This window comes from Hahella sp. HN01 (genome assembly GCF_018986435.1).
Classification (GTDB): Bacteria; Pseudomonadota; Gammaproteobacteria; order Pseudomonadales; family Oleiphilaceae; genus Hahella.
The window spans coordinates 54902-67932 of sequence record NZ_JAHMIN010000006.1 but is presented as its reverse complement, the minus strand read 5'-3'; the positions used below and the strand labels follow the sequence as shown (position 1 = coordinate 67932).

Below are 13031 nucleotides of genomic sequence, written 5' to 3'. Positions count from 1 at the left end.
TCCATTGCATTGAGGAACTTAGCGCTTTTTTATGACAATTCAAATCGCCTCTTGAGGTTATCGCTTTTGACCGTCCCCAGACGATAGTTCACAACATAAACCGGTATTGCGCACGGCCTCCAGGTCTTCTTCCAGCGTCAGGGTTTGCTCCGCCCTGGCCAGAGCCAATCGGGAATGCTTAACCGCCATATCGCGCATGGACCCGTCGCCAAAATGGGCCAACGAATACAGCGTTTCCTGCAGCCGGATGTGTACTATCGGCGCGTCCGCCCCTTCTCTGGCGATCGCGGTGAACGCATCGTCGAACATATCCCACAAAGACAATTCAGGCGCCTGCACGCGGTCAAATTCACAGCTCTCAGCAGCCTCTGTCTTTTCCTCCGGGGACATCCATTGCACGAATAAACGCCCCATGGCGCCGACAATGTCCCGCGCCGTTCCAGGATCGTTCACCGCGGGAGATAATCCGCGAATAGCGATCTCGGACAGCACCGTCAAACCAAAGCAGGGGTCTTCATCAAATATTCGGTTGCGCCCGATGACAAAGGCGTTCTCGAACTTATCCGTCTCAAGCTCCTTATCGCCCCCAACGATAAAGGCGATAGGAATGCTGGGAGAAACAAAAGCGCCCGGCAACGCCGCAATCCGAATATGCACATCGTATTTCTTTGCGCAGGCTTGCAGTTTGTTGCACTCGATATGCTGGACGTAGCCGACTTGCCGGGTATATAGCGGGCGCCCGTCACCAGAGGAGCCTTCGATTTCCGCACAGCGCATGGTGGGCTGCGCGCGTCGACGCTTCAGCGACTGCGACGTGGCGGTCTCAACTTTTTCGATCACCGAACCCAGACGCCCCAAACGGGCGATGCGATCCACCCAACGCACGAAGGTGACGATCACCACCGACAATATCGCAAGCGTAATGGAGCACAGCACAAATCGCCCGCTGTTGCCGTAATAGCCGTTCATCAGCGCGACCAGCGCCACAATGCTAAAAATAAAGGCGCCAATAAAGGTGGACAACGCATTCTGCGAAACATCATCGGCGATCACCAGCGCGAACGTACGAGGGGTCGCGGTACTGGCGGCGGACGCATAGGCGGACACCATGGAAGCCACCGCCAAGGTAGCGATAACCAGCATGCTGGCGGCGCAGATCTTCAACAGCTCAATCAAGGATTCCTTCGACACCTCCGGCGTCCACTGCTCCCACCCCATCTCAGCGCCAAACGAATCCGCCCCCCTGGACGCCAGCGCCGCCGCAATGGAAAGCAAACAGACAATCAACGGCTTGATCCAAAGCCGCTCCCTGATACGGTTGAGAATAAACTCCAACTTATCGAGCATTCCGTTTCTCTCCTTGGATAGCGGAAGTTATTGCATCTCAGCACTACGCCCTTATTTTCTCTGACTATCAAAGTATATAGCTTCTATTAGTCGTTTACTTACGGGCAATGTTGAAGATTATAATACTGAGAAAGCACACTCCAGGCCGGCCTCATTACAGGTTCGTCGTTACTATTGAACCCAGAAACAAGCCCATACCAGCGATTATCTTTATACGGATAATCGTTCCCACCGACCCAGGCAAACTTTGCATATTTATTTTTACGCCAACAGACTGAAGCACCCAAAAAACCTTCGTAAGCCGCTTTTTGATCAGCAGTCGTTGAGTCCATACGAATGTTCTTTCCAAACTCATCAATCCATAAAGGCTTATTAGTCACGGAGTGATATGCTTCTAGAGTATTATTCGTAACCTCAGCATAATCGACCCAATGTGAGCCGCTTGGCAAGTCTATGTATATTGAAGCCGCTATAACTGGAACAGTTGGGGTATTTTTTTCAATCCAAGTCGCCAATATACTAATCAGCCTTGGGTCATTAATCCCCTCTTCATTACCGATGACTTCATAAGTTGAATTCAATTCTGGATAGTACTGCTCTTTCCATGACCACATTTCCTTAATCCAGCTGGCATGACTTTCAGATATCTCACCTGGTTGATCACATCCCTGGACAGAGCATGGAGAAAGGTCGCCACCAATTACAACCATCCCCAAGTTCGTGTAGTCTAAATTATCCAGCCAAGTCTTATACCAGAGCTTGTCTCTGTCATAGGGATGTTTATCCTGCATCTTGCCATTATCCTTATTACCATCTTCCATCTTGATCGTATAAGGATCTAAAACCAACTCTATGGTAAACCAATCAGCTTGACCGCCAGTCCGAGTTATCCTCATAAAATCATTGACCTTTTGTATCAATGATAGGCTTGGAACCGGATTCTCATTCGCCTTACCATAGTGGTCAGCGTCAACTAAAATTCGTATCCAATTAACTCCAGCGTTATGATATTCATTCAAGAGACTGTCAATTTTCCTCCTGACTTCCGGGTCGTACTGGTTATTTAACACCCATGGAAAGTCCTGATGTACACCATCCAAATAGAAAAACGTCACCCCTCTCACATCACCACTAACATTAGCTGATGCTGACAGACTACATACTGAGCCAATTAGCCAAGTAAACAAAATCAAAGCACGTGATAAAATTTTCACCGAATCATTCCATTTAAATTAATAAAAGCATAGCCATTTGTTCATTAATCGTTCACAACTTCAGTTCTCACTCTCCTATTTACAATGCCAACAAGAACGACATATTGTGTCACTTAATTTAAATAAGTTTAAGTCTATTCAGACTAAATTCATTATGGGTGACACTCATTTATTTCATTTAATCTCTTTCTAGAAGGCTTGAGCCCAGCTCCAATCCAAGCAATAATCCCCGGCCCCGTTTTTATACGTTATTTACACCCGTTTTAGTCACTACGGGGCGGTCATACAGGTAGCTAAGATGTACGATTTATCATTGAAAGTTAAAGGTTTTCAGAATACAGCGTCAGCGAAGCACGGCAGTTGCCTTGCGCAATGCGAGACGCTGGCCGGAAAGATTTTTGTGGATACGGATCAGCGTTGCGATCTGTATGCGCTGAACGCCATGCATTATCACTTGCGCCTACCCAGCAAGCTGATTGTCGACCCCACCATCAGTCAGTTTTTTGATGTTCCGCCCAATTATCAGCCTGAAGTGTTCGTGGGCGATATGATGGATTTGAAACGCTGCCTCAGCGACATGATGGCCCGTTTCGGCATCGCCAAGCATCACCGCGCCATTTCCGACAATATGAGTAGCGTCGACCAGTTGCTGACGCTTTGGTCCACGGCGACAGCTAAGAAAACTGGGGATCGTCTGGTGAAGCATGTGGGCTCCGCCAGCGGCAGAATCAGGGCGTATTATTCGTGAGACCGCTGACATTGGTCTTGCGGACGCCCAGTCCAGACCAAAAGTCTTCGGGATAACTTAGCTCCGGGGTTCCCACCCAGCCTCGGACGATATTCAGCTCATAGCCCTCCTCCAGCTTTTTGTAGCTGACGCTATGAGCGACGATCGCATCCCAATCCCCGGTGTATTGAATGTCAGAGAACGTCTCAGGGTAGGCGCCGGTGCGAACCTTGTGCAGTTCGATCAATGCGATGGCGGTTTTGAAATGCTGGTCGCCGAATTTCTGGTCTGACTCTTCCTTCAGCCCGTCGATCATGTCGCATCCGCTTAACGCCAATATCAACAGCAGAAGGCTTAGTCTTTTATTCAATGCGTTTGTCATCATTCCGTCCTTGTGCGCTGGCTGGGCGAACCACTCGAACCGAGTCGCCACGCCAGAAATTGAATACCCGTTTGGTTATTCAAATAAGGTAAAGGACGAAATTATAACGAAGGACGGCGCGGCGACCCAACCCACGCCGTCCTTTTAGATAACAGAGAGTTCAACGGCTAACCTAAACCGTATCGCTCCTTACAGCTCATATTCCACGATCAGTTTGGGCGCGCGGCTGCTCTCTCTGCTTTCGATGTCCACGCCGTTGCTGGTTCCGTCAGAAGACAACACCAGGCCGTTATTCGGCGCGCCGGATAGCCAGCTTTGCACCAGTTCTATGCCAGCCGCGCCCAAATTAGCCGACAGCGAGCCATTGTTGGACGGGGTGAAAGTGGCGACTTTGCCGCCGGAGGTTTCCGCATCGCTCCATTGGGCGGCGCTCTCGCTCCAGTCTCCTTTGGCGGAGTACAGGGAGTAAGAGCCGCTGGAAGGGTCGACAATGGAAAGTTCAGCTTTCACGCTGGTGATTTTCGCCTGCGCTGGCAAGTCGCTCAGATTCCAATGCATCAGTACGCGCAGTTCCTGCCCCCCGTCGCTGCCGTCCGCCTCCAAACGACTGCTATTGCGTCGACGACCTTGCGAGCCGACCGAAACGTCCTGATCGGAGGAAAACGACTTGGCGCCCCGTCCCGAAGAGTCATCACCGGCTTGATGAGCGACAATAAGTTTGGCGGCCTGACCGCCTTCTCTGGAGACAAAATCAACGCCATCGGACGTGCCCATGCTGGCGATAATCAACCCGTTATTGGCTTCTTGACCGTTGATCCAGCCCTCCACCAGGCGACGGCCTTCCTCGTTCAGACTAATGCTCACGCCGCCTTTGCTGGAAGGCGTAACGCTTCCTACTTTGACGCCGGTAGAGGCGTCATTCCAGTCCGCGCCATTTTCCGACCAGGACGCGGAGCCAGCGTAAACGCCATATTCACCGCCTGAGCTATTGACCACCTGCAGGGCCAGCTCCACGGAGTCTACACTGGAGTCGGCAGGTATCGCGCTCAAGTCCCAGGACAACAGCGCGCGCAGTTCCTGACCGCTGTCGGAGCCGTCTGCGTAGACTTCATCGCCGTTGTTATGGAAGCCGTTACTGCCTACGGTCACGTCTTGCGTCGCGGCCAAGGTTGTGGAATCGCCATCGCCTGGGTCGCCCGGACCAGGATCATCTCCGCCGCCCTTGACCTGGGTAAGGCCGTCGCCGGACCGCGTTAACGTCATGATTTCACCGACGTTCTGCGGCTTCCACAGGTTAAGACCGGATGGTAGCGCCAGAGGGTCGGCGTCCCGCTGCGCCTTGGAGAGCACCGTCACATCGCCCTCTCCGGAAAAACGCGCTGTGCGCACCAGCACCTCGTCGCCAGAGAACTGCACGATTTTCAGTTGCGCGAAACTGTCCTGATCGATAATCCAGTTTGCATAACGATCCGCAGACCTCGTGGGCGCGCCCCAACTGCCCTCGCCCACATACAAGGTGCCGGCGGACGCCTGCGCATAACCGCCATTGTCCGGAACCACCGGCCAGGTGTATTTCACCAGGTGGCTGTCCGACTCGAAAGACAGGTTCATCTTGTAGGCGTAAAACGGTTGCGCCCATTCGTACATCTTGTCGTATTTGGACGGCTTCGATGTCGTGCGAGGAAACATCGGTTTGTGGTACTGGGTCATGCGCCAGGTCACGCTGGAGCCGTCGGAGGCCAGATCCGCCTTCAACCAGTCCATCTGCTCGCGCCATTCCGCTTCATATCCAGAGTTCCGAAACTCCGTGTTAAGCGTGTAGAAACGAGCTTGTCCGCCGCCGATGGTGAAAGCGAAGTAGGTATCGTCGAGAGAGCAGGAACCATCTTTGTTGGCGTCCACGCCGAACACCTTACAGATAAAGGTCTGATCGTTATCCTCGTGGTTGCCAACTGTTGGAACCAACGGATACACCCGTTTGTAATCCACCCCGTCGATGACATCGTTGGAGTAAGTTTCGGTCCAGTTATCCAGCCATTCGTCCACTTCGCTGGCGCGATTGTCGTCGGTAAGGTCGCCCCCAAAAAGCACGAACTGAGGGCGCACTTTACTAACCAGACGGTTACCCTGACGGCGCGCCGTCGGGTTACTGCGGGAGTCGCCGCCGGCGATAAAGGTCAGGTCCGACGCGTTGTCCGACGCCGTGGTAAACCAGAAACGCTCGCCGCAACCTTTACTGTCACAGGCGCGAAAATAGTAGTTAGAGTCGGGCTGCAGGTTCGTCAGACGCACGAAATAACTGCGCAGGCTACCATCGAAGGTATAGTTCTTCTGGTAAGCAGTATTCTCCCAGCTGTTCTCATCCGTGCTGTCGCCCCACAGAAGATAGGGTGATCCGCCAGAACCCTCGGAAAAAGCGACAATGGCTTCATGGGCGGGATCGTGGTCCCAGACCACGCGAATCTGCGTCGGCGCGGCCAACGCAGTGGACCCGGTCGCCGCCAGGGTTAAACCGGCGAGCACGGCGATTATGGGTTTATCGTTATTCATCGGTTGTAGATTTCTCCAGGTAGTTTAAGACATCGCGACGTCCGGCCTGCCGCAGCCGGATATTCCCCACGTCGCTCCCTTGCTCATCTCCGCTACTGCTCCATGGAAGACACCAGTCTCGCCCACGCAGCCGTACGCGGAGGCAAGGCCTGTTCACTTCCCTGATAAAAATTGAATGTCATGACGCTGAAATCGCTACCCTCTCCATCCCGCATCGTGGAGGACCAATAGGGCCCAACGGCGGTTCGGGGAAACAAGTAGGCGTTAATCATGGGKTGGCCGGGATAGGTTTCCCGGTCCATCAAGGAGCGCAATTCCTCAATGGTCGGCAAACGCCAGGAGGCGACGCCGCAGTATCGAACCCGATTCAGCGCCGCAATCAGATCATCGGTGTCGCAAGGCTGAATATGGTCGCCGAGAATGCAACTGCCCCGCCCCGTTTCGCCGCGGTCATTCAACCGCCAGGAAAAACTGGATTTGTAGTGATGGACATTTTCCTGCCAGCTCTTCACTTCCCAAATCACGTTATTGCGGGCGTCCGCCACACATGCCCAAGGCCCCACCTTGGGCGCCACCTCCGCGCCGTTTGCATCCAGCTTGCGCCAACGCGCCAGTTCCGCCTGTATGCGACGTTGCGCATGTTCGCTGGAAGCGCCGGCGTCCTGCCCGCCGTTAACGGTCATGGCCACGATCATCGCCGCCGGCGCCAGGATGCTGACGCCAATGGCGGAAATTATCTGGGTGCGCTGTCGTTGACTCATGGCCGCACCCTCAAGCGAATGGGTCGATGGTGATAGGCATGGCGGGTTTGCGCATGATCAAAAGGCGCCACCCACATAAACACGCCATCCTCAATGGGAATATCAAAGGGCGACCCCGTCTCGCGGGCGCGCGCCAGCTCCAGATACCAGCGTCCGCCCTTCCATTGCGCGCGGCCGCGCACATCTCCCCGGTCGCCTTCGTAATGGCTCATCCACAGCACCGAGGGCAGACTGCCGCCCACCGGCGTCTCGTCTCGTTCCGCCCGGTAGGTGCGCGAGCCATACCAGGTCATGGCGTTATCCTCCTTGGTAACGCCCGGTCCTTCTCGCGGAATGCGCAGAGGCGTCACGCCGCTGGTGCGGAACCAGTCCCAGTTCTGACGCACGCCGCCGTCTTCCACCGGATCGGGTTGATAACCCGCCTTGTAACGGGGACAAAATGCGCAGGCCGCTTCCGGTTTACCGAAGTGATCATCATCCAGCACCGCCATGTCGCCCCCGCGCACCGCCTTCCAGTGCCAGACATCGCGAATGGAGCCGTCCGTCGTGTAGTGATAACCGCGCCCGGAGCGACTGGCCGGATAGCCCTCCAGAGGATGTCCGCCCAGATGAATGCTGTTATCGCCGCCAAATCCGCCGCCGTTGGATAGCATCACCGCCAGCTTGTCTTCGTAATAGACGCGCTCGTCATCTTTCTCGAACCCCGCATGCAGCGCCTTCCAGCCGGTCTCCGTCTTTTGCAGGGGAAGATGACTGTAATCGGCATGAGCATCCGGCCAGCTAATAGAGAAATACACCGTGTAAGGATTCGCCAGGGCGCGCACTTCAACCGGGACGGCTGTATGGTAGTCGTTGCCTTGATAGGTAGTGACCGTCACTGGCTCAGCAGTCGCCCAGGCGGCTTCATCCGGCGATCCGTCAATCTGAATACGCTCTTTTTCCGCTAAGGGCGCCACCACCAGTTCCTGACTGTCCGCGCCGCCGCCCCACCAAATCGCTGCGCCTGCAGCGCAGGAAACAGCCAGCAGTCCCAGACCCTGAGAGAATTTGCGAGGGATAAAGACCGCAGGCAAAAACCGCCCGCCTCGCAACGCCAGTTGCTCCGTCAGGTGAGCGGCAATCAGGATCAGCAGCGCCAGCGCACCCCAGTAATGAATCGCCAGGACCCAGTCCAGCACGCCCACGCCGACGCCCAGATAGAACACGGCTCCACTGAGAAGCTGCACCGGCAAGGTGAGATACAACGCTCGTATCAGTAGCCCTTTAGGACGGGTTGGAGCTACGCCAGCGCGATTTTTAATCCAGGCGAATAAAACGGTAAGACTGACGGCCAGCCATCCAAGCGCAGAGCCAAGATGCCAGGAAATCATGTCGCCTTGCGGCGCAAGAGCCGTCCAATACTGTTGCAATGGCCAGTCGCCATCCGCCGCCAGACGCATGCCGCTGGCCAGACTGACGGTAAACAAAGAGATCGCACAGAGGTGAAGTAAAACGCGTAACCAATGAGATGCGGGAAAGATCATTGTAGTTTCTGTTGTTATCGGTTTAATGCACTCCGCCCGCTGTCAGGAATGGGCTTAAGGAGATGCGTAATTAAATGTGACTATCAATAGCGTTACTTCAATATAAATCATTGTCGAATAAGGACTTTTCATCCTAGAACCCGAACGCCGCCGCGACAATTGCCTTTCCTGCATAGTCCAATCGAGTGAAATCAACAGGCGAGCCTGCATTGCCGGACGGCAAGCAGCCTAGAGGTTTGCTGTTGCAAGCGCATGACATTCCGGGAGTCGAACACCGGGAGACCCGCTATGACGGCGATAGCCCGCCGGTGAGACCTTTCTTAACGGACAATGAGCCGCAGCGATATATGAAGTAAAAGAATGAGCCGCAATAGCGCAGGCTATCTGGAAGAGCCGCGCGTAACGGCAAGCGATGACGCCGGATGGGTGCAGTGTGAGCGTTCATAAAACATTCCTTATTTCATGAAAACAAAGTACGAAGCACGTGATGCGCGTGCGGGCGTTGGTCCTGCTTAAATTTTAGCCCGCACGAAATGCAATTCAATCTCATTTACGCGTTTTTCACAACCTGGATCACTGCAGGGAGTGAGCCTGCGCACAAATTGATGCTTTCAGGCGCTTCAGAAGCCCAGGCTGGCGCCGGCGCCCAGCAACGTCGCAATCCCCAACGCAACAAAGATCAACGCCGCAACGCCGTGCACCAGCCGCACCGGCATGCGATGGGCGATGCGGTCGCCAAGCAGTACGGCGGGAGCGTTGGCGATCATCATCCCTAAAGTCGTACCGGCCACCACCCAGAAGAAAGAGGAGTATTGCGCCGCCAGCGCGACGGTGGCCACTTGGGTTTTATCCCCCATCTCCGCCAGGAAGAAGGCGATGACTGTCGTGCCGAACACGCCCAGTTTGGCGAATTTGGCTTCACTTTCATCGAACTTGTCAGGAACCAGCATCCACCCCGCCATGGCGATGAACGACACGCCCAGCACCCAGCGCAGTATCTCCGGCGTCATCAGAGAAGTGACCCAGGAGCCCAGCGCACCGGCAAAGGCGTGATTGACGATGGTGGCCACGAAAATGCCAAGGATAATGGGGACCGGCTTGCGGAATTTGGCGGCGAGAATAAACGCCAATAATTGAGTCTTGTCGCCAATCTCTGCGAGGGCGACGATGCCGGTGGAAATCAGGAAAGCTTGCATTCGGGATATCTCCTGGGCCGGATTAACCATATGACTACGCCACGCCCCGGCCCAACCGGTGCGGCATAGTCAAAGGTCTTGCCAAGTTATGGAACCGTTTGCGCCATGGCCTGTGGGCCAAGTGTGTTGACGCAAACCTCTTCAGGGTGAAGAGAGGCTACTCCCCAGTGACGCCGCGCATACTAATGCAATGCGTCGTATAAATCCAGCCGGTGTTTGTATCCAACACCGGCGTTCCGCCAGGACGCCGCCTTCCAATGAGAAAACGCCCTGGCGACAACTCAACGGCTAGGTTTCAGAACCCAATTCATCTTACTTGGAAAACGACTGTCCCCTGCCCGCTCTGGATACGATGCCTTTTACTTCATTGCTGGGAAACTGCTGCTGAGTGTTGATAGGCGCGCCGGGTTGCAGCGCGATGTCGCCCAATTCCAACACGTGTCCGTATATATCCGTGATGCGAAAATCAAAAGGACCCGTCCCCATGCCTGAACGTTCGACAAAGTAGTTGTAGTCCTCTCTGCCGATCTCCTTATAGGCGCTGGTTGAGCCGCTTTCCCGATACGCCAGACTGGTTACAGGATACCGTTGTTCGCGCACCTGTACCGCCGTCCACCACTGGCTCGATCCTTCCATGAAATACAACTGCAGCGAGGGGTAATCACAGGCCACATAATCCCAGCTAATGGGAATGCGCCCCGCCTCCAGGGGTGAAATCTGCGCGAAAGCGGCATCGGTCAGGTCCACATCGCCGGGGTTGCAACCGGGACAACTGTCATCCACCCGCACCACCACGGACTTGCCGTTATTACGATTGGTCACTCGCACGCAGCCGCCGCAGGCTTGAGAGCCGTTGTAATCGGTCTGGTTCATCGCCGCAGTGAGCATCGCAGGCGCGGGAACGCTGCAATGTCCGCCGCCGTTATAGAAGTAGTACGTCCCTTCGCCATGATGGGAAGCGACAGACGTGTGCGGCGCAAGAAGTTGAGTCTCAGCGAGAGAGACCCGTACAAACAGCGACAACAGAATACTGCCGAGAATCAGGAAAGTAGGTTTGTTCATGAGCTTCCTTGTCCTTTGTCATTGGCGATTGCAAACCTGGCTTCACGACGGTTTGTCAGAAGCCTGTTCGGCCCTTCCTGCGCCGTGGCGAACATCGTGTCTGGTCCCGCGGCTGCAGTACTGCAAGGGCTCTTCGCACACTCTGACACAGGCGGGCTCGGGCTCCCAGCGCCAATGGAACAATTGGGATGAGACGGGAATCAATCGTGACATTATCTATCATAATCAACAGGTTACAGGCATAACCTTATCGGACGATCAGTTAGTCCATACGCCCGGTTGTTCCCGCTTCGGTCAAGTTTTACTCTGCCTTGCCATGTTAACTTCAAGGATCGACATGCAGAGTCTTCAACAATCCGTAGGAGTCGGCGGCGTCAACAGAAAAGCGGACGTCGTCCTCGCGCAGACGCTTCTCAATCGCTTCGCCAAAACCCACAGTTCACGCCTGGCGGTGGACGGCGTCGCCGGGGGCGCCACAGCCTCCGCCATCAAACGTTTCCAGCGGGATAAAGTCGGTATGACCAAACCCGACGGCCGCATCGACCCCGGCGGGCGCACCTTGAGCGCACTCTTGGGAGGCAAGCATTTGCGAATCGCGTGGGGCGGCCGCACCTCCTCCGTTTTCAACAATAAAGTCATTAAAATCGCCGCCGCGATGGATATGTCGCCAGACTACCTTATGGCCTGTATGGCGTTTGAAACCGGCGAGACGTTCAGCCCCCGCATCACCAACGCCGCCGGCAGCGGCGCTATCGGCCTGATCCAGTTCATGCCCGCCACCGCCAAGGCGTTAGGCACCAGCGTTCAGGCGCTGAAGGGGATGTCGGCGGTGCAGCAATTGAAGTATGTAGAGAAATATTTCAGCCCTTACCAGGGGCGTTTGCAGAATCTGGAGGATGTCTATCTCGCGGTTCTGTACCCCGCTGCGGTGGGCATGAATCCGTCCCAGGCGCTGTTCCGGCGCGGTACGCTGACCTATACCCAGAACAGTGGTTTTGACAAAAACAAAGACGGTATCATTACCCCCGCCGAAATTTCACTGAAAGTCCGCGCCGCTTACGAAAAGGGTCTTACGACGGGCTATATGGGATGAGCTATGACCGCACGCCAACGTATTTTATCGCTTTTTCTGATCACTACCGCCGCCTTACCGACGTTCGCTGAAGATACCGATGACTCCACGCTGATCGTCAATTGGGACGGTCGCTACCGGTATGAATCCCAACAGGGAAACACCGCCGGAGGCACGCCGATAATCATGATTCACCTGTTGACCGTGGCCAAAGGAGAAACACCCTGCCGCCTGGAGATCAACGGCTATCAGACGGCGGAAAATCTGCTCTGCGCCGCGGAAACGTCCGGCGCGCGCATCGATATCAATTTTGTCTCCCATGCCGGGGGATCGGTAAAAAACAGTTATGGCGTGGCGATCTATAAGCCGGGAGAAACCCTGTTTTCCCTGGAGCGCAGCGCACAGGACGGCGACCTGATTACCCACTGGGGCGCGCTCACGCCAGACGGCGTAAAAAGCCAAAGCGGCGCCTTCTTCGTCAAAGAAGCGCCGGGAGAGCCCCTTTCGCCGCCGCAACAAAAACGCTTAGACTTATCGTCTCCAGACAAGCAAAAGAATGAGTCAAGTGAATGATGAAACTATCCAAAAGGACCTTTACCAGCGCACTGCTATCTCTGCTGATCGTCTCCGCTCCCACTCTGGCCTGCGATGAAGATCACGCCGGACCGCAAGCCGGGGCGCCGGCCAACATCGAAAGCGTCATCAAGAAATTGCGCAACGAAGGCGCCATTCCTGAGAGCGCGACTTACGCCGAAGCGGAGGAAGCTGCGCGACAATATTTGCGGGAAAAAGCGCATGCTTCCGCGCAGTCAAAAAAGGCCACCGAAAAAACCAAATCCGGAATCAATTCCGGTCAACCTCAGTTCTCGCCCGCTCCCTCTCCAAACAACTCCTGACAAGCACGGCGCGGGCTCCCGGCTCGCGCCACTCATCTTAAAGATTATTTATCCAAAGTACTGATATTGTAGATTTTTTCTGGTTTACTAAATAACGCGACCACGTAAGCGCTTGCTTATGGGGGCGTTTTTCATGAAACAAGGACGTCTTCGGCGTCCCTCAATAATGTGCGTTATTGGGGATGTTTGACCGCTAAGGAAATACCTTATCGGATCGGCAGGGAAACAATAAAACCAAATGGCTTTTGTGAGCGTCGACAATGACCGTTAAGCGGTCGTTCCGGCAATCACTAGGCGTCGC

12 protein-coding genes and 1 riboswitch are annotated in these 13031 nt (G+C 54.8%); of the genes, 4 read left to right on the top strand and 8 right to left on the bottom strand.

The annotated features are described in order from the left end of the window. Positions 1-57: 57 nt before the first annotated feature. Both KP814_RS07675 and KP814_RS07670 read right to left on the bottom strand, forming a co-directional pair. Positions 58-1347: a DUF2254 domain-containing protein gene (locus KP814_RS07675; protein WP_216736211.1), complete on the bottom strand. Its 1290-nt coding sequence runs from the start codon at positions 1345-1347 to the stop codon at positions 58-60. Between the two features lie 98 nt (positions 1348-1445). Next, positions 1446-2561, bottom strand: a complete 1116-nt coding sequence (locus KP814_RS07670; protein ID WP_216736210.1) for a hypothetical protein — start codon at positions 2559-2561, stop codon at positions 1446-1448. 298 nt (positions 2562-2859) lie between these two features. Here KP814_RS07670 and KP814_RS07665 point away from each other — a divergent pair, with 298 nt between their 5' ends. Then, positions 2860-3309 carry a hypothetical protein gene (locus KP814_RS07665; protein WP_216736209.1) on the top strand — a complete coding sequence of 150 codons (450 nt, stop codon included), beginning with the start codon at positions 2860-2862 and terminating at the stop codon, positions 3307-3309. Here the strand turns inward: KP814_RS07665 and KP814_RS07660 are convergent. The 6 genes from KP814_RS07660 to KP814_RS07635 form a co-directional block, all read right to left on the bottom strand. Beyond that, complete coding sequence (locus tag KP814_RS07660; protein WP_216736208.1) at positions 3290-3670, bottom strand: hypothetical protein; 381 nt, start codon at positions 3668-3670, stop codon at positions 3290-3292. The genes KP814_RS07665 and KP814_RS07660 overlap by 20 nt on opposite strands. 189 nt (positions 3671-3859) lie before the next feature. Further along, positions 3860-6220 (bottom strand): DNRLRE domain-containing protein, encoded by a 2361-nt coding sequence (locus KP814_RS07655; protein ID WP_216736207.1) that lies wholly within the window; start codon positions 6218-6220, stop codon positions 3860-3862. 92 nt (positions 6221-6312) lie between these two features. Continuing rightward, entirely contained in the window at positions 6313-6981 is a 669-nt protein-coding gene (locus KP814_RS07650) for a DUF1566 domain-containing protein (protein ID WP_216736206.1), read from the bottom strand. Further along, the gene (locus tag KP814_RS07645; protein ID WP_216736205.1) at positions 6978-8504 is read right to left on the bottom strand and encodes an ethylbenzene dehydrogenase-related protein; all 1527 of its coding nucleotides are present in this window, start codon (positions 8502-8504) and stop codon (positions 6978-6980) included. The genes KP814_RS07650 and KP814_RS07645 overlap by 4 nt, the downstream gene beginning before the upstream one ends. 620 nt (positions 8505-9124) lie before the next feature. Then, on the bottom strand, positions 9125-9700 hold the full coding sequence (locus KP814_RS07640) for a TMEM165/GDT1 family protein (RefSeq protein ID WP_216736204.1): 576 nt from the start codon (positions 9698-9700) through the stop codon (positions 9125-9127). Positions 9701-9707: 7 nt separating this feature from the next. After that, positions 9708-9878: riboswitch (yybP-ykoY riboswitch) on the bottom strand. 134 nt (positions 9879-10012) lie between these two features. After that, positions 10013-10762 (bottom strand): expansin EXLX1 family cellulose-binding protein, encoded by a 750-nt coding sequence (locus KP814_RS07635; protein ID WP_216736203.1) that lies wholly within the window; start codon positions 10760-10762, stop codon positions 10013-10015. Between the two features lie 337 nt (positions 10763-11099). Here KP814_RS07635 and KP814_RS07630 point away from each other — a divergent pair, with 337 nt between their 5' ends. From KP814_RS07630 to KP814_RS07620, 3 genes are read left to right on the top strand one after another with little or no spacing between them, the layout of a single operon-like run. Next, the gene (locus KP814_RS07630; protein ID WP_253938240.1) at positions 11100-11855 is read left to right on the top strand and encodes a peptidoglycan-binding protein; all 756 of its coding nucleotides are present in this window, start codon (positions 11100-11102) and stop codon (positions 11853-11855) included. Between the two features lie 3 nt (positions 11856-11858). Next, positions 11859-12407, top strand: a complete 549-nt coding sequence (locus KP814_RS07625) for a DUF5991 domain-containing protein (protein WP_216736202.1) — start codon at positions 11859-11861, stop codon at positions 12405-12407. Beyond that, the gene (locus KP814_RS07620; RefSeq protein WP_216736201.1) at positions 12404-12730 is read left to right on the top strand and encodes a hypothetical protein; all 327 of its coding nucleotides are present in this window, start codon (positions 12404-12406) and stop codon (positions 12728-12730) included. Before KP814_RS07625 ends, KP814_RS07620 begins: the two co-directional genes overlap by 4 nt. The last annotated feature ends 301 nt before the right edge of the window (positions 12731-13031 follow it).